We start from the raw sequence: 16,561 nt of genomic DNA on the forward strand, positions 1-16,561 counted from the left end.
TACGCGCAAGGGCCCGCCCCGCTCGCTGCGGAACGGGCCCTCGTCGATGTGCTCAGGTGCTGCGCGGCGGCCGGGGGAGGAAGCCGCTGGTCCGCGCGACGTATGCGGCGTATCCGGGCCGGTCGGCCATATGGCGCTCCAGCAGGGCCGCACCGCTGCCCTTGGTCAGCAGGAAGCTCATCACCAGCGGAGCGACGACGGTGGCGGCAGCGGCGGCCGGGGCCTGGCAGACAAGAAGGAACAGGCCCCACCACACGCAGAAGTCGCCGAAGTAGTTCGGATGGCGGGTCCAGGACCACAGCCCCCGGTCCATGATCTTCCCCTGGTTGGCGGGGTCGGCCTTGAACCGCGCCAGCTGTGCGTCACCGATCGCCTCGAAGGCGAGGCCGACCGCCCACAGGAGCACCCCGGCCCAGGCCCACCAGGCCAGTGGCGCGGTGAGGTACTGCGCCGCCTGCACCGGGAGCGAGACGAGCCAGACCAGCGCGCCCTGGAGCAGATACACCTTGCGCAGGGCGTACAGGTTCGGGTTGCCGGGGGCCTTGGCCAGCATCTTCGCGTAGCGCGGGTCCTCCCCATGGCCCCGGCCGCGCCGCCCGATGTGGACGGCGAGGCGCAGCCCCCAGACCACGGTCAGCGCGGTCACCAGGAGTCGGCGGCCGTCATCGCCCTCACCCGCCGAGAGGCCGTAGGAGACCAGGGCTACGGCGGCGAACGCAACGCCCCAGGCGATGTCGACGATCCGGTGCACCCCCTTGTTCAGGGCGACGGCGAAGGTGACGAGCATGACGCCGAGGGCGGCGACGGCCGCCGCCGCGAGCCCGTTCGCGAACGCGGCCCAGGCGAAGCCGCTCACCGGTCCGCTCCCGGGTCCCCCGCTCCGCGGGTCAGCGCGGGGGCGGCCGGGGCCTCATGGGGTCCGGTGTCGCCGCCTCCCCGCATCCGCGTCCCCAGGGGCGGCCCGCCGCCGAGGGACCGCTCGGTCAGCGGTTCGGCGCGTTGGGCGGCCCCGGCCGGGGTGCGCCGGGCAAAGGGGCTGGTGGTGGCGGTCACGCGGTCTCCTCGCGGGTCAGCAGCAGTTGCTGCACATCGAGATAGCCCGAGCGGAAACCCGCTTCGGAGTAGGCGAGATAGAAGGTCCACATCCGGCGGAAGACGGCGTCGAAGCCGAGGGCGTCGACCTCGGCGGCCCGTTCGGTGAACCTCTCCCGCCACAGCCGGAGCGTCTCGGCGTAGTGCGCGCCGAAGCGGATGCGCCGGGTGGTGCGCAGGCGGGTGTGGCCGGTGGTGATCCGCTCCACCGCCTCGGTGGAGGGCAGCAGTCCGCCGGGGAAGATGTACTTCTGGATCCAGGTGTACGTGGAGCGGCTGGCGCGGAGCCGGTCGTCGGGCATGGTGATGGCCTGGAGGGCGATCCGGCCGCCGGGGGCCAGCAGCCGGTCCAGGGTCCCGAAGTAGACAGGCCAGAACTCCTCGCCGACCGCCTCGACCATCTCGACGCTGACGATCGCGTCGTAGTCGCCGGTGACCTGGCGGTAGTCGCTCAGCCGCACCTCGACGCGGTCCTCGTACCCGGCCTCGCGGATACGGGTGCGGGCCAGTGCGCGCTGTTCGGCGGAGAGCGTGACGGTGACGACCCGGGCGCCGCGGGCGGCCGCGCGGATGGCCAGTTCGCCCCAGCCGGTGCCGATCTCCAGGAGGCGGGTGCCCTCGCCGACCTCCGCCGCGTCCAGCAGCCGGTCGATCTTGCGGTGCTGGGCGGCGGGCAGCAGGTCGTGCTCGGCGGGGAAGCCGCGGAAGACGGCGGAGGAGTAGGAGAGCGTCTCGTCGAGGAAGAGGGCGAAGAGCCCGTTGGAGAGGTCGTAGTGGTGGCTGATGTTGTCCCGGGAGCCTTCGGGGGTGTTCATCTGCGCTGCGGGCCTGCGCAGCGCCCAGATGCCACGCAGGCGCTGCAGCGGCCGGGGGACGAGGTCGGCGGCGTTGTCGGCGAGCACGGTCAGCACGCCGACCAGGTCCGGCGCGTCCCACTCCCCCGCCATGTAGGACTCGCCGAAGCCGATGAGCCCGCTCGCGCCGATCCGCCGGAAGAAGGCGTCGGGGTCGCGGATGTCCATGAGCGGCCCGCCGAGGCCGATGTCCTTCCTGCCCGCGAGCCGGGCGCGGAGCGGAAGCCGGCCGAGCGCGTGGCGGACGATGCGTTCGGCGACGGCCGTCCGGGCGCGGGAGGCCCGGGGCAGCGCGACGATGTCGGGCCAGGGTTCCGGGTCGGCCCCGGGGGTGTGTTCTGCCGGCGGCGCAGAGGTGGGCGCGGTCACTGCATGCCTTCCTGTGGGCGGTGCGGGGGACGGGGCTGCACGGGGAGCCCGCGCAGGTAGAGCCGGATGCCGTGCAGGCGGATCGCGGCGGAGACGAGGACGGTGGAGAGGGGGTGGCGCAGGGCGAGGCGCACCAGTTCGCGAGGGGTGGCCGGCCGGCGGCCGCCCCGTACGGTGGCGGTGAACGGGCGGTTCCCCTCCCGCTCCAGACAGACACTCAGGTCGAGACGGGGCCCGGGCTCGGGCAGCCGCATCCGGTAGCCGCCGTCCACGGGGAAGAACGGCGAGACGTAGAAGTCCTTGCCGGTCACGGCTCGGTGGTCCCCGTCGGGACGCAGCAGATAGCCGTGCCGTCCGCCGTACGTGTTGTGCACCTCGGCGACGACGCAGAGCGGAGTGCCGTCGGCGCGGTGGCACCAGTAGACGGTGATGGGGTTGAAGACGTAGCCGAACACCCGGGCCTGGGTGAGCATGGTGACGGTCCCGTCGCCGAGCTCCACCCCCCGCGCACACAGGAAGCGCTCCAGCCCGGCCCGGATCGTGGGCGCGGTACCGCCGAAGTGGTCGCGGGCGTCGAAGCGGGCCAGCGGCCGCAGGGCGCGCGGCAGCCGGGGCGGCCGGTCGGGGTCGATCAGCCACAGATACGTACGGTGGCGGAACGCGTACTTCCGGGGGCGGGTCCGTACGTGCGTGATGGTGCACGGGTAGAGGGCGTTCACCACCTCACCCCCAGGGCGGCCGCGGCCTCGACCCCCGAACGGCAGCCGTCCTCGTGGAACCCCCAGCCGTGGTACGCCCCCGCGTAGGCGGTGACGGGACCTGACAGGGCGGGCAGCCGGGCCTGGGCGGCGACCGACTCCGGGGTGTGGACGGGGTGTTCGTAGACCATGCGGGCGCGGACGGTGTCCGGGTCGACCCGGTCGGAGCCGTTCAGCGTGACCACGAAGGTCTCGGGCGCGTCGAGCCGCTGGAGGCGGTTCATGTCGTAGCTGACAGTCACGTGGTCGGCGTCCGCGGCGCACGAGGGCATCAGATAGTTCCAGGACGCCCTGGCTCCCCGGGCGCGCGGCAGCAGGGCGGTGTCCGTGTGCAGCAGCGTCGGGTTGCGGGAGTACCGGAACGCGCCGAGAGTGCCGCGCTCGGCCTCGGTCGGGTCGGCGAGCAGCCGTAGCGCCTGGCCGGGGTGGGTGGCGATGACGACGGAGTCGTACGGGGTGGTCGTGCCGTCCTCGGTGGTGACGTCGACGCCCTCCGCGTGCCGGGTGACGGCGCGCACCGGGGTCGCGGTGTGCACGGCGGTGAGCTGCTTGGCGACGCGGTCGACGTACGCGCGGGAGCCGCCGGTGACAGTGCGCCAGACCGGGGAGCCGCCGACGGCGAGCATGCCGTGGTGATCGAGGAACCGGAAGAGGTGGCGGGCCGGGTAGCGCAGGGCGGTGACCGGGTCGCAGGACCAGACGGCGGAGACCACGGGCGTGAGGAAGTGGGCGTGGAAGTACGGCGAGAAGCGCCCGCGCCGGCCGAACTCCCCCAGCGTCATCGCGCTCGCACCGCTTTCCGGCTGCGCCAGCAGGGCCCGGGCCGCACGGTGGAAGCGCGGCACCTCGGCGAGCATCCGCAGATAGCGTCCGCGCACCGCTGAGCGCGGCTGTGCGAAGAGTCCGGCGGGGCCGCGTGCCCCCGCGTATTCGAGGCCGCACCCCTCGCACCGTACGGACATCGACATCTCGGACTCCTGGGTGGCGACCCCGAGTTCGTCGAAGAGCCGCAGCAGCTGCGGGTACGTCCGGCGGTTGTGCACGATGAACCCGGAGTCGACGCGGTGCACCCGGCCGTCGGACGCGCCCAGATCATGCGTGTGGGCGTGCCCCCCGACGCGGTCGTCCGCTTCGTACAGCGTCACCTCATGAGCGTTCCGGAGAACGTGGGCGGCGGTCAGTCCCGCCACTCCGGCTCCCACCACGGCCGTCCGCCGCCGTTCCCCTGTCATTCCGGCTCCCTCCGGGTCTTTCCACTGCGGTCGGAGCGCTGCTGGAGCCCTCCTCACCCTCCATTCGTTGCCGGTGCCCGGAAGGATTGGTCGGGTCTCCGATCACTGCTCCGATCGAGTGAAGGGGGGCCCGGGACCAATCCGTCGGCCGGCCGGCGCCGAACCCCCCGTGTGAGAACAGAGCGGAACGACGCGCGGACGGACGGGGCGCTGCTGCCCCGGCCGGTCCCGCTCGGCGCGCGGCCCTCGCCCCCACCCCCCACTCCGCTCTGCGCACCGAACCTTCGATCCAGGAGAAACGCCATGAACACGCTCCTCTTCCGCCGCGCAGCCGTCGCCGTTTCCGCAGCAGCCGTGCTGCCGCTGACGCTGGCCGCCTGCTCGTCGGACGATTCCTCCAAGGACTCGGCGGCCGGATCGACGCCCACCGCGTCTGCGCCAGTGAGCCCCTCGGCCGATGAGTCGAAGCCCATGGACGGGCCGTTCGGCCCGGCCTGTTCGTCGGTGCCGCAGCAGGGCGCGGGCTCGTTCGACGGCATGGCGAAGGACCCGGTCGCCACGGCCGCCTCGAACAACGAGGAGCTGTCGACGCTGGTGGCCGCCGTGCAGCAGGCCGGCCTGGTCGACACGCTCAACAACGCCGAGGACATCACGGTGTTCGCCCCGACCAACGACGCGTTCGCGAAGATCCCGAAGGCCGACCTGGACGCGCTGCTGGCGGACAAGGCCGAGCTCACCAAGGTCCTCACCTACCACGTGGTGGGCGAGAAGCTGACCCCGCAGCAGCTGGAGACGGGGACCTTCGACACGCTGGAGAAGAGCGAGCTGACCACGGCCGGCTCGGGCGTCGAGTACACCGTGAACGACTCCTCGAAGGTCGTCTGCGGCAACGTCCCGACCGCCAACGCGACGGTCTACATCGTCGACACGGTCCTGATGCCCCCGAAGTAGCGCTCACGCAGACCCCACGGACGAGGGGCGGAAAGTCGCACCGAGGTGCGGCTCCCGCCCCTCGCCGCGCGCGGGCGCTGCCTTAGCCTGACCGGATGACGGATCGTGAACCCCCGAGCCGTGCCGACCGGGTGTCCGGCGCCGTGGTCGGCTCCGCTGTCGGTGACGCGCTCGGCGCCCCCTTCGAGTTCGGCGCCGCAGGGGTGTTCACCGACCGTTTCCCGGACGGCGTCGGGACGTTGTGCGGGGGCGGCGGCTGGGAGCCGGGCGAGGCGACGGACGACACGCAGATGGCTGTGCTGGTCGGGGAGTCACTGCTGGAGCAGGACGGCCTCGACCTGCCGGACGTGTTCGGCAGGTTCCGGCGCTGGGCGGCGGGCGCTCCGAAGGACATCGGTCTCCAGACCGAGGACGTGCTGACCAACGGCGAACCGTGGGACCTGGCCGCGGTCCTGCACTTCCAGCTCAACGGGCGGGCAGCGGGCAACGGTTCACTGATGCGGGCGACCACCTCGGGCGTGTATTTCGCCCACGCGGGGCGCGCGGCCACGATGGAGGCGGCACGGCGGATCGCGGCGCTCACCCATGGCGACCGGGCGGCCTGGGAAGGCACCGCCGTCTTCCACGAACTGATCCGGACGGCGCTGCTGGGCGACGATCCCCTCGCCGCCGTCCCCGGGGCACTGGACGAGGTGCACGCCGATCACCGGGCGCGCTGGGCGAAGGTTCTGGCGCCCGACTGGCACCCGGGGCTGGCGACCGAGTTCAACGGGGCCGTATGGCCCTGCCTCGGCACGGCGCTGTGGGCCCTGCGGACGACGGACACCCTCGAACGGGCCCTTGCGGCCGCCGTCGACGTGGGCGGGGACACCGACACGGTGGCAGCAGTGACGGGCGGGCTGGCGGGAGCGGTGTACGGCTTCGGCGCCGTCCCGGACCGCTGGCGCACGCCCTTGCACGTGCCGCTGCCCGGGTACGGGGGCCGCGTGCTGCGTACGGCGGACCTGATCGCCCTGGCCGACCGGCTGGACCGTCAGGGAGCACAGGCAGCCGGTACCGGAGATCCACCCCGATCCATATCGCCGGAAATGTACACATAAGCGCCGGATAAGCGCACTATGGGTATGGGCGCCTGCCGCACCTTCCGCACAGCGGCAGGGCCCGCAGGACCGAAGGAGACGAGAACTCATGAGCAACGTCTCACACGCGAGGAGCGACATATCGGGCCACCCCGATGCCTCCGAAATGCGCGCGCGGTACGACCGGATGATGGGCGGCCGCGATGTGGCTCTGGTGGACGCGCCGGTGTTCCTGGTCGGCCTGTACTGCGCTGTCTCCCCGTGGGTGCTCCACTTCACGGCCAGCCAGCCGGCCCTGGTGACCCACAACCTGGTGATGGGTATCGCCATCGCGGTGCTGGCCCTCGGCTTCACCGTGATGCCCGAGCGCATGTACGGGCTGAGCTGGGCGATGTGCGCCATCGGAGCCTGGGTCATCGTGTCGACCTGGGTGGTCGGGAGCAGCCCGGACGCCGGGATCGTCATCAGCAACATCATCGTCGGCGGACTGGCCATCCTGCTGGGCATGGCCTGCGCCGGGGCGGCGGCCAAGAGCCGCAGCACCTGACACCGACCCCCACCGGGCCCCGCCTCTCAGGCGCCTCCAGCCCTTGCGGCGCTTGGGAGCGGGGTCTGCTCCCGGCCCCTTCGCCGCTCGGCGCCTTCCAGCCCTTACGGCGTTCCAGGAGCGGAGGTGACGAGGCGGCGCCCCGGTTTCAGGAAGGGGCGGGCAGGGGAACAAGCCCGCCGCAGGCGCCCCACACCCGCGTCCAGGCCCCCTCACCCCACAGAGCTGTACGCCACAACCCCCCGCAACACCGCGTCAACCGCCTTCCTCGCGTTCCGAGCCACAGAACCGGCCGCCCCCGCAGACCCGGCCCCCTCCCGAGGAGCCGCCGCGGCCACCTGGCCCAGCACATCGATCACCTGCTTGCACCACCGCACGAAGTCCCCCGCCGGCATCTCCGCCTCGCGCAGCACCTCGTCCAGCGTGCGGCCGGAGGCCCACATGTAGACCGCCCAGGCGAAGCCGAGATCGGGCTCGCGCTGCCCGACCCCCTCCGTCTGGTTGATCTTGAAGTCCTCCTCCAGGGCATCCAGCCGACCCCAGATCCGCACCATCTCGCCCATGGCGACCTTGGCCGGCCCGGACGGCAGCTTCGGCGCGACCGCGTCATCGGCCTGCCGCGCCTCGTACACCAGCGCCGAGACGCACGCGGCGAGTTCAGCGGGGTTGAGCCCCTCCCACACACCCTCCCGCAGGCACTCGCTCGCGAGCAGATCCAGCTCCCCGTACAGCCGGGCCAGCCGCCGTCCGTTCGCGGTGACCTCGTTGCCCCGGAGGTAGTCCAGCTCGGTGAGGAGCGCGACGATCCGGTCGAAGGTGCGGGCGATCGTGTTCGTCCGGCCCTCGATCCGCTTCTCCAGCTGCCGGGTGTCCCGCTGCAACCGGTGGTAGCGCTCGGCCCACCGCGCGTGGTCCTCGCGCTCGTCGCACCCGTGGCAGGGGTGGGCGCGCAGCTCGGTCCGCAACCGGCTGATCTCCCGGTCGTCGGCCGCGGCCGCCCGCTGCTTGCGGTGCCGCTCGGGCGCGATGTGCCCGGCCTTCGTCCGCAGCGCGGAGGCCAGATCGCGCCGGGACTGCGGCGAGCGCGGATTGAACGACTTCGGCACGCGCATCCGGTCCAGCGCCTCCACCGGCACCGGGAAGTCCATCGAGGCCAGCCGCTTGACCTGCCGCTCGGCGGTCAGCACCAGCGGACGCGGTCCGTCGTGGTGGTCGAACCCGCGGTGCCCGTTGGCCCGACCGGCGGGCAGCCCGGGATCCAGCACCAGCGCCAGACCCGCGAACTTGCCCGTGGGCACGTGGATGACGTCCCCCGGCTTCAGCTTCTCCAGCGACGAGGCCGCCGCCGCCCGCCGTTGCGCCGCGCCCTGCTTGGCCAGCTCCGTCTCGCGGTCCTTGAGGTCGCGGCGCAGCCGCGCGTACTCCTCGAAGTCCCCGAGGTGGCAGGTCATGCCCTCCTTGTAGCCTTCCAGGCCCTCCTCGTTGCGCTGGACCTGCCGGGAGATCCCGACGACGGACTTGTCCGCCTGGAACTGGGCGAACGAGGTCTCCAGCAACTCGCGCGAGCGGTGCCGCCCGAACTGCTGCACAAGGTTGACCGCCATGTTGTACGAGGGGCGGAAGCTGGAGCGCAGCGGATACGTACGCGTGCCCGCGAGGCCGGCCAGCGCCGTGGGGTCCATGCCGCGCTGCCACAGGACCACCGCGTGGCCCTCGACGTCGATACCGCGGCGACCGGCCCGGCCGGTGAGCTGGGTGTACTCACCGGGGGTGATGTCGGCGTGCTGCTCGCCGTTCCACTTGACGAGCTTCTCCAGCACCACGGAGCGCGCGGGCATGTTGATGCCGAGCGCCAGGGTCTCAGTGGCGAAGACGGCCTTCACCAGGCCCCGGACGAACAGCTCCTCGACGACTTCCTTGAAGGTCGGCAGCATGCCCGCGTGGTGGGCGGCGATGCCCCGCTCCAGGCCTTCGAGCCACTCGTAATAGCCCAGGACGTTCAGGTCCTCGCCGGGGATGGAGGCGGTCCGCTCCTCGACGATCTCCCGGACCAGTCGGCGCTTGTCCTCGTCGTTGAGGCGGAGTCCGGCGTACAGGCACTGCTGGACGGCGGCCTCGCAGCCGGCCCGGCTGAAGATGAACGTGATGGCGGGCAGCAGCCCCTCGGAGTCCAGCCGGTCGATGACCTCGGGCCGGCCGGGCGTCCAGATCCGGCCGCGCTGCCGCCGCTCGCGCTCGCGGTCGGCCTCGCGGACCATCTTGCCCCGGCGGCGCTCACGGGGGTTGTAGCCCTGCTGGTTCTCCTGGCGGGCGAGACGGACCAGGTCGGGGTTGACCTCGCGGCGTCCGGCGCCGCGGCCGCCGTGGTCGGTCTCCTCCTCGAAGAGGTCGTACATCCGGCGTCCGGCCATCACGTGCTGCCACAGCGGCACCGGCCGGTGCTCGGAGACGATGACCTCGGTGTCGCCGCGCACGGTGTCCAGCCAGTCGCCGAACTCCTCGGCATTGGACACGGTGGCCGACAGGGACACCAGAGTCACCGACTCCGGGAGGTGAATGATCACTTCCTCCCAGACCGCGCCCCGGAAGCGGTCGGAGAGGTAGTGCACCTCGTCCATGACGACGTAGCCGAGGCCGGCGAGCGACTGGGAGCCCGCGTACAGCATGTTCCGCAGGACCTCGGTGGTCATCACGACCACGGGCGCCTCGGAGTTGACGCTGTTGTCGCCGGTCAGCAGACCGACCTTGTCCGCGCCGTACCGCTTGACGAGGTCGGCGTACTTCTGGTTGGAGAGCGCCTTGATCGGCGTGGTGTAGAAGCACTTGCGGCCCTGCTCCAGGGCCAGGTGGACGGCGAACTCGCCGACGATCGTCTTGCCCGACCCCGTGGGGGCCGCGACCAGCACCCCCTTGCCTTCCTCCAGGGCCTGGCAGGCCTCGATCTGGAACGGGTCCAGTCCGAATGCGTACATCTCCCGGAAGGGCCCGAGGGCCGTCGCCATCTCGGCCGCACGGACCCGAGAAGCCTGGTATCGCTCAGCTGGTGAGAGGTCCTCTGTCATCTTGGCTACGAGCCTACCCGCCACCTCTGACACTCAGCGCGATCTTTAAATGCCCTTGGCCTTTCGCCCGGCCAGCACCCGCACGGCCCCCGGTACACAGGTGGCGGTGAGCGGCAGCGCGCCCATCGGTTCACCGTCCGCGTACGCGGTGACACCGGCCGCGGCCAGCTCGATCGAGGAGACGCGGTGCACGGTGACGGCGGGGTGGCTCAGATGCGTGCCCTTGTAGACCCTGGGGAAGACCCTGAGGAGGGTGGCACGGGAACACTCCCCCACCACCGTCACGTCGAAGAGCCCGTCGTCCATCCGGGCCTCGGCGCAGATCCGCATGCCTCCGCCGTACGTCGTCCCGTTGCCCACCGCGATGAGCGTCGCCCTGATCTCGCGGGCCTCTCCCCCGTCCAGCCGGATGCGGTACGGGATCGGCTCGAAGGCGGCCAGTTCGGCGAGGATCGCGAGGTCGTACTTGAACCGCCCGCCCACCAGCCGCATCCGGTTGCCCCGGTCGTTGACCCGCGAGTCGAACCCGGAGGCGAGCACCGTACCGAACCAGCGCTCCCCGACCCGCCCGAGGTCGATGTCACGGTGACCGCCCTCCTTGAGCGCCCGCGCGGCCAGCGCACCGGCGGCGGCCGGGTCACGGATCGGCAGGCCCAGCGCCCGGGCGAAGTCGTTGCCCGTGCCGGCAGCCACGACGCCGAGCGGCGTGCCCGTCCCCGCGACGGCCTGGAGGGCGAGGGACATCAGCCCGTCCCCGCCCACGGCTATCAGCGCCCCGGTACCCGCCGCCACGGCCTCACGGGCCCGGCGCAGGGCGTCGTCGGCGTCCACGCCGAGCACCGTACGGACGGAGAATCCGGCGTCCCGCAACGCGGAAGCGGCCGGCTGCGCGGCGTGCGCGCCCCGGCCGCTTCCTGCGGTGGGATTGACGAAGAGGGTGATCTCGCTGGTCACCCGCCGGACCCTACAAGGTCAGGTGATGTCGTCGTAACCGTTCATCCGGCGCGGTCCCGGCCCGTCCGCCTCACCGGAGGCCTGCCCCGGCAGCGCCCGGCGCGGGTCGGTCCCCGGCTCGACGCCGCCGACCGGCTCGGGGGTCAGGTCGAGCTGCGAGGCCTCGTCGTCGCTGAGCTCGGCGTCGGGGTTGTTGCGGTTGCGGCGCTTGTCGTTCAGCAGGGAGAAACCGACGGCGATGAAGTAGAGCACCGCGAGCGGACCGGCCAGCAGCAGCATCGAGATGGGCTCGCCGCCGGGGGTCGCGATGGCCGCGAAGGCGGTGAGGCCGACGATCATGCCGCGCCACCAGCGCAGCATACGGGCGCCGGAGAGGACGCCCGTCATGTTGAGGGCGATGAGCAGCAGCGGCAGTTCGAAAGCGAGCCCGAAGACGATCACCATGCGGGTGATGAGGTCGAGGAAGTCGTCCAGCGGCAGCAGGTTCGTGACGTTGGCGGGCGTGAAGCCCAGCATGATCTCGGCCGTCTCCGGCAGGATCGCGTAGGCCAGGTAGGCGCCGGCGACGAACAGCGGGACGCCCGCGGCCACGAAGGCCAGGGAGTACCGCTTCTCCTTCTGGTGCAGGCCGGGGGCGACGAAGGCCCAGAGCTGGAAGAGCCAGACAGGCGTGGCGAGCAGGACGCCCGCCATGAGGGAGACCTTCAGCGCGATGGTGAAGGGCGACAACAGACCGTTGGTGGTCATCTCCGCGCAGGGGCGGCCGTTGACCATCGTCTCGACGCCGTTCTTGCAGCCGACCGAGTCGAGGATCGGCTTCATCAGGAACTCGAAGATCTCCTTGTGGAAGAAGGCGGCCCCGATGACGGCGATCACGACCGCCAGCACGGACTTCAGTAGCCGGTTACGCAGCTCACGCAGGTGATCGAGGAGAGGCATCCGCCCCTCGTCGTCCTTCTCCTGCTTGCGGGCAGACTTGAGCAACCCACTTCCCTCGTCTCGTACGGCGGCTGTCGGCGGAGCGCGTCAGCGGTCAGCTCTGGGTGGTGGGCTTGGCCTCGTTGACCGGGCGGGAGCTGGTGACGTCCCCGGGCGCGGCCTGGATGGTGCGCGCGGTGGTGGACTGCGGCGGGGCCGGGTCCTCGACGGTCTCCGTCGTGGCCGCGGCGGCCGCGTCGTCCTTCTTCATCGCCTTGGCCTCGCTCTTGAGGATGCGGGCCGACTTGCCGAGCGAACGCGCCATGTCGGGAAGCTTCTTGGCACCGAAGAGCAGCAGGATGACAGCGATGATCAGAACGATCTCTAGGGGCTTCAGATTGCCGATCATGTGCGACTTCCTTCTCACTGAGGCGGCTGGAGGGTGGGCTCGCTACCCGTTCGACCGGGCATACGTCCGATCATTGCGCTGGCAGCGATCGTAACCTGCGGGAGTAAACGCGAGGCAATGCCCGCGCGTACTGCGGCTTGCGGCCCGCACCTCCCTGTCTGGGCCGCCCCCAGCAGCGTACCCCTCGGTGCCGACGGGCATCAGCCCGCAGTGCCCGTCAGCGCAGGCCGTCGCCGGTGGCCGCGAGGCGGGTCGCCGCCTGTTCGAGGTCCTCCGACGCCCGGTTGATCCGCTCCGTGGTGGCCGTGACCTGGCGGCCGAGCCGCCGTGCCTCGACGAAGACCTTGATGCCGAGCACGCCGAGCACGAAGACCCCCAGAAATCCGAGGGCGATGGCGAGCATGGGCCAGAACATACGGCGTGCCTCTTTCCTGTACGGCGCTACGGGGTGGCGTGCAGGCGCAGCGTCCGTACACCGCCGCCGGTGAGCAGTTCGATGATGCGCTCCCCGGCGGGTTTGCGGACCGAGACGCCGCACTCGGGGCAGGTGAAGGTGTAGAAGGTGGTGCGGCGGGTGGCGCCGATCGCCAGGCGCAGCTCCCCGGCTGCGAGTTCGAAGCGCCCGCGGCAGTCGGGGCAGCCGGCCCGGAACCGTACGGCGGCGGGAACCGGCACCGGTACGGGCCCGGTCCCGGCGGTCGCCCGCGGTGTCGCCGGGCTGATCCCGGGGGCGGCCGGAAACAGGGGCGTCCCGTTCATCGTGGTCTCCGCTCCTCGGCCTCCGGGCCCGTGTCCTCGTAGGCGGCGAGCGCCTCGCGGGCCGCCTCGCGGGCGCTGTCGGCGAGCGCCGGCGGGTCGACGATGCGGCCCTCTCCGCCGAGGCGCAGGGCGAGGCGGCGCAGCGAGGCCGGGTCCGGGGTGCGCAGGGTGATCCGCAGTCCGCCGTCGGGCAGTTCCTCGGCGGAGTCGTGCGGGTAGTACTCGGCGACCCAGCGGCCTCCGGTGCCGACCTCGATCACCACTTCGGGGTCCTCGGCGGCGGGCTGGACGAGCCCCGCGGACAGGTCCCGCAGCTCCAGTTCGGGCGGGGCGGCGGGGGCGTCGAGGAGGCGGATCTCGGCGACCCGGTCCAGGCGGAAGGTCCGGCGGGCCTCGGAGAGCCGGCACCAGCCCTCCATGTAGGTGTGGCCGACGGCGAAGAGCCGGATCGGGTCGACCTCGCGCTCGGTGAGTTCGTCGCGGGCGGGCGAGTAGTAGCGCAGCCAGAGGCGGCGGCGCTCGGAGATGGCCCGGTCGACGTCGGCGAAGACGCCGCCCTCGGACTCGAAGGTCACCGAGAGCCGGGAGCTGGCCGCCCCTGACTCGCCTGCGGCCGTCTCCAGCTTGGCGGTGGCGCGGACCAGGGCCTGGCGGTCGCTCTCGCGGAGGCCGGGCAGGGTGGCGACGGCACGGGCGGCGACGAGCAGGGCGGTCGCCTCGTCGGCGGCGAGCCGCAGCGGCTCGGCGACGTCGTCCGGGTTGTGCCACCAGATCCGGTCGCCGTCGGTGTCGATGTCGAGGAGGTCCCCGCCGCGGAAGCTGGTGCCGCACATGGGCAGCACGTCGAGGTCGGAGATCAGCTCGTCCTCGGTGATCCCGAAGGCCCGGGCCACGTCCTGGACGTGGGCGCCGGGGCGCTCGCGCAGATACGTCACCAGGGACAGCATCCGGCGGGTCTGGTCGATCGCGTTCGTGGCCATCGCTTCGGTCCCCTGGTCCCTTAGTTCTTGGCCACGGCGCGCAGCCGGTCCACCACATCGGCCCGCAGGTCGGCGGGCTCCTCCACGACGACGTCCGGCCCGAACTCGACGAGCCAGGCGTCCAGTCCGTGTCCGTACGGGATTTCCAGCTCGTCCCAGCCGTCGCCGCGCTCCGTGACGGATATCGCCCGGGACCGCAGCGGGTAGCCGGCTCCGGCGCGGAGCCTGATCCGCGCGGTACGGGTCGCGGTCTCGCCGGCCCAGCTCTCGACGGTCTCGCGGACGGTGACCACGTCGGGCACCTCGGCGGTGAAGGCCCCGGCGCGGGAGCGGACCCTGCCGGTGATGCGGGAGAGCCTGAAGACGCGCTCGGCGCCCCGCTCGCGGTCCCAGCCCGCGAGGTACCAGTGGCCGCGCCAGCATTCGAGGGTCCAGGGTTCGACCTGGCGCTGCTCGGGGCGGGCGGAGTTGGCCTTGCGGTAGTCGAAGGTGACCGGGCGGCGGTCACGGCAGGCCAGCATCAGGGGCTCGAACGCGCTCTCGTGCACGGGGATACGGGGTTCGAGGGCGCTGTGCACCTCGTAGTCGTCCTCGGCCTCGGGCATCCCGGCGGCGCGCAGCTTCTGGAGGGCGCCGCTGGCGGCCCCGGCGAGGCGGGCCTGCTGCCAGACCTTGGCGGCGAGCCCGAGGGCCGCGGCCTCCTCGGCGTCCAGGGTGATGGGGGGCAGCCGGTTGCTGTCGCGGCGGGCCAGATAGCCGGTGTCGCCGTCGAGGTTCTCGACGGTCTCGATGACGAGGCCGAGCTCGCGCAGATCGTCCTTGTCGCGCTCGAACATCCGGTTGAAGGAGTCGTCGCTGCCCGCTTCGAGGTAGGCCTCGATGGAACCGCGGAGCTCACGCTTGCTGAGCGGGCGCCGGGTCCCCAGCAGGCACAGCGCGAGGTTCATCAACCGCTCGGCCTTGGCAATCGCCATCGACGCCCTTTCTCTTGTGCGCTACGACGGTCGACCGTACCGCCCCGGGGTGTGGGGGACCAAAGCCGGGCCGGGGCCGGTAGACGAGGAGGGCCCCCGCCGTGCGGCGGGGGCCCTCGTTCGCGTAACCGGAGCCGGTCAGACGGAGACCAGGTCGCAGACGAAGATCAGCGTCTCGCCCGGGGCGATACGGCCGCCCCCGGCGCCGCGGTCGCCGTAGGCGAGGTGCGCGGGGATGATCAACTCGCGACGGCCGCCGACCTTCATGCCCTGCACGCCCCGGTCCCAGCCGGAGATGACCTGGCCGGCACCGAGCTGGAACTGCAGCGGGGTGCCGCGGTTCCAGGAGGCGTCGAACTCCTCGCCGGTGGAGAAGGCCACGCCCACGTAGTGCACGGAGACGGTCTGGCCGGCCTGGGCCACCGGGCCGTCGCCCTCCCAGATGTCCCTGATCGCCAGGTCTGCCGGCGGCTCGCCACCCGGGAAGTCGATCTCGGGCTTGTCGATGCTCACTGAACTGCTCCTCTAAATGATGAACTGGACAACCGGGACAGTCTTACACCTTGGCGAGGATGTCCACGGCGAAGACCAGGGTGGAGTTCTTCGGGATGGCCTGCTGCTGCTGGTCGCCGAAGGCCTGGTCCGGCGGGATGACGATGAGCACCCGGCTGCCGACCTTCTTGTCGATGAGGCCGGTCTTGAGTCCCTTGAGGGTGACCTGCGACAGCGGGAAGGTCTGGGTCTTGCCGGTGGAGTAGGTGTTGTCGAACTCCTTGGCGTCCTTCCAGACCATGCCGACGTAGTTCACGACGACGCTGTCGGACTCCTTGACGACCTCGCCGTCGGACTCCAGGACGTAGGTGGAGGCCAGCTTCTTCGGCGGGTCGCTCTTGGGGATGGTGACGGTGGGGGCCTTGCCGTCGGTCTTCACTCCGACCTTGGGCAGGTCGATGTTGTCCTGGGCGACCTCGGTGCCCTTGGCGGAGGCCGGGATCTGGGTGGCCTTGAGGACGTCGACGACGAACACGAGGGTGGCGTTCGGCTTGATGTCGCCCTGGCCCTGCTCGCCGTATCCGAGCTCCGGCGGGATGACCAGCTCGACGCGGCTGCCGACCTTCTGCCCGACCAGGCCCTTGTCCCAGCCCTGGATGACCATGCCCGCACCGAGCGTCAGGTCGAAGGGCTGCTTGCGGTCGAAGCTGTTGTCGAAGGGCTTGTCGGAGTCCCAGGCCTGACCGAGGTAGTTGACCTGGATCGCGTCGCCGTTCTTGAGCTTCGCCCCGTCCCCCTCGCTGATGACGTCGGTCTTCAGCTCCTTGGGCGGGTCACCCTCGCCCTTGGAGAGGGTGGGCTTCTCGCCGAACTTCGCACCCGCGGTGATCGCGGGGACGCCGTTCTTGGACGAGGCGGAGTCGGAGGCCTTGTCGGTGCCGCACGCCACTGCCGACAGCAGCAGGAGGGGGGCGACGAGAAGGCCGGCAATTCGGCGCACTGGTTCCTCAGATCTCAGGGGGCACGGTGGTTTCAGTCCCGGAACACTCTAGGGCCTCTCATTCCGTTCGGGACGGACCTCGCACACAGCCCCGGCCCCCGGGACCGGTGGGTCCCGGGGGCCGGGGGCGG

18 protein-coding genes are annotated in these 16,561 nt (G+C 71.6%); 3 read left to right on the forward strand and 15 right to left on the reverse strand.

The window, feature by feature from the left end; genetic code table 11:
- Positions 1–52: 52 nt before the first annotated feature.
- Genes ACZ5WC_RS15040 through ACZ5WC_RS15060 form a run of 5 tightly spaced genes read right to left on the reverse strand, consistent with a single transcriptional unit; the run spans position 53 to position 4,305 of the window.
- Positions 53–856, reverse strand: coding sequence for a DUF1295 domain-containing protein (locus ACZ5WC_RS15040; RefSeq protein WP_468541190.1), 804 nt, complete (start codon positions 854–856; stop codon positions 53–55).
- Entirely contained in the window at positions 853–1,053 is a 201-nt protein-coding gene (locus ACZ5WC_RS15045) for a hypothetical protein (RefSeq protein ID WP_468541191.1), read from the reverse strand. The genes ACZ5WC_RS15040 and ACZ5WC_RS15045 overlap by 4 nt, the downstream gene beginning before the upstream one ends.
- Positions 1,050–2,315: a class I SAM-dependent methyltransferase gene (locus tag ACZ5WC_RS15050; protein ID WP_468541192.1), complete on the reverse strand. Its 1,266-nt coding sequence runs from the start codon at positions 2,313–2,315 to the stop codon at positions 1,050–1,052. The genes ACZ5WC_RS15045 and ACZ5WC_RS15050 overlap by 4 nt, the downstream gene beginning before the upstream one ends.
- Entirely contained in the window at positions 2,312–3,034 is a 723-nt protein-coding gene (locus tag ACZ5WC_RS15055; RefSeq protein ID WP_468541193.1) for a DUF1365 domain-containing protein, read from the reverse strand. Before ACZ5WC_RS15055 ends, ACZ5WC_RS15050 begins: the two co-directional genes overlap by 4 nt.
- Complete coding sequence (locus ACZ5WC_RS15060; RefSeq protein ID WP_468541194.1) at positions 3,031–4,305, reverse strand: NAD(P)/FAD-dependent oxidoreductase; 1,275 nt, start codon at positions 4,303–4,305, stop codon at positions 3,031–3,033. Before ACZ5WC_RS15060 ends, ACZ5WC_RS15055 begins: the two co-directional genes overlap by 4 nt.
- A 303-nt stretch (positions 4,306–4,608) precedes the next feature.
- On the opposite strand from ACZ5WC_RS15060, the gene ACZ5WC_RS15065 reads away from it, so the two are divergent.
- From ACZ5WC_RS15065 to ACZ5WC_RS15075, 3 genes are all read left to right on the forward strand, one after another.
- Positions 4,609–5,256 carry a fasciclin domain-containing protein gene (locus ACZ5WC_RS15065; protein ID WP_468541195.1) on the forward strand — a complete coding sequence of 216 codons (648 nt, stop codon included), beginning with the start codon at positions 4,609–4,611 and terminating at the stop codon, positions 5,254–5,256.
- 95 nt (positions 5,257–5,351) lie between these two features.
- On the forward strand, positions 5,352–6,356 hold the full coding sequence (locus ACZ5WC_RS15070; RefSeq protein WP_468541196.1) for an ADP-ribosylglycohydrolase family protein: 1,005 nt from the start codon (positions 5,352–5,354) through the stop codon (positions 6,354–6,356).
- Between the two features lie 88 nt (positions 6,357–6,444).
- Complete coding sequence (locus tag ACZ5WC_RS15075; protein WP_468541197.1) at positions 6,445–6,882, forward strand: SPW repeat protein; 438 nt, start codon at positions 6,445–6,447, stop codon at positions 6,880–6,882.
- Positions 6,883–7,094: 212 nt separating this feature from the next.
- Here ACZ5WC_RS15075 and ACZ5WC_RS15080 read toward each other — a convergent pair whose 3' ends face one another.
- The 10 genes from ACZ5WC_RS15080 to ACZ5WC_RS15125 all read right to left on the reverse strand — a co-directional run bounded on the left by ACZ5WC_RS15080 (position 7,095) and on the right by ACZ5WC_RS15125 (position 16,430).
- The gene (locus ACZ5WC_RS15080; RefSeq protein WP_468541198.1) at positions 7,095–9,944 is read right to left on the reverse strand and encodes a DEAD/DEAH box helicase; all 2,850 of its coding nucleotides are present in this window, start codon (positions 9,942–9,944) and stop codon (positions 7,095–7,097) included.
- Between the two features lie 45 nt (positions 9,945–9,989).
- Positions 9,990–10,898 carry a diacylglycerol kinase gene (locus ACZ5WC_RS15085; RefSeq protein ID WP_468541199.1) on the reverse strand — a complete coding sequence of 303 codons (909 nt, stop codon included), beginning with the start codon at positions 10,896–10,898 and terminating at the stop codon, positions 9,990–9,992.
- An 18-nt stretch (positions 10,899–10,916) separates the two neighbouring features.
- Complete coding sequence (gene tatC, locus ACZ5WC_RS15090; protein ID WP_468541200.1) at positions 10,917–11,882, reverse strand: twin-arginine translocase subunit TatC; 966 nt, start codon at positions 11,880–11,882, stop codon at positions 10,917–10,919.
- Positions 11,883–11,931: 49 nt separating this feature from the next.
- On the reverse strand, positions 11,932–12,225 hold the full coding sequence (tatA, locus tag ACZ5WC_RS15095; RefSeq protein ID WP_468541201.1) for a Sec-independent protein translocase subunit TatA: 294 nt from the start codon (positions 12,223–12,225) through the stop codon (positions 11,932–11,934).
- A gap of 217 nt (positions 12,226–12,442) precedes the next feature.
- The gene (locus tag ACZ5WC_RS15100) at positions 12,443–12,640 is read right to left on the reverse strand and encodes a hypothetical protein (protein WP_468541202.1); all 198 of its coding nucleotides are present in this window, start codon (positions 12,638–12,640) and stop codon (positions 12,443–12,445) included.
- Positions 12,641–12,666: 26 nt separating this feature from the next.
- Positions 12,667–12,984, reverse strand: a complete 318-nt coding sequence (locus ACZ5WC_RS15105) for a hypothetical protein (protein ID WP_468541203.1) — start codon at positions 12,982–12,984, stop codon at positions 12,667–12,669.
- Positions 12,981–13,964 carry a helix-turn-helix transcriptional regulator gene (locus tag ACZ5WC_RS15110; RefSeq protein ID WP_468541204.1) on the reverse strand — a complete coding sequence of 328 codons (984 nt, stop codon included), beginning with the start codon at positions 13,962–13,964 and terminating at the stop codon, positions 12,981–12,983. Before ACZ5WC_RS15110 ends, ACZ5WC_RS15105 begins: the two co-directional genes overlap by 4 nt.
- Before the next feature lie 20 nt (positions 13,965–13,984).
- Complete coding sequence (locus tag ACZ5WC_RS15115; RefSeq protein ID WP_468541205.1) at positions 13,985–14,938, reverse strand: helix-turn-helix transcriptional regulator; 954 nt, start codon at positions 14,936–14,938, stop codon at positions 13,985–13,987.
- A gap of 138 nt (positions 14,939–15,076) precedes the next feature.
- Positions 15,077–15,451 carry an FKBP-type peptidyl-prolyl cis-trans isomerase gene (locus tag ACZ5WC_RS15120; protein ID WP_468541206.1) on the reverse strand — a complete coding sequence of 125 codons (375 nt, stop codon included), beginning with the start codon at positions 15,449–15,451 and terminating at the stop codon, positions 15,077–15,079.
- A gap of 43 nt (positions 15,452–15,494) precedes the next feature.
- Positions 15,495–16,430 carry an FKBP-type peptidyl-prolyl cis-trans isomerase gene (locus ACZ5WC_RS15125; RefSeq protein ID WP_468541207.1) on the reverse strand — a complete coding sequence of 312 codons (936 nt, stop codon included), beginning with the start codon at positions 16,428–16,430 and terminating at the stop codon, positions 15,495–15,497.
- Between the last annotated feature and the right edge of the window lie 131 nt (positions 16,431–16,561).

Source organism: Streptomyces sp. NPDC033165, assembly GCF_055577965.1.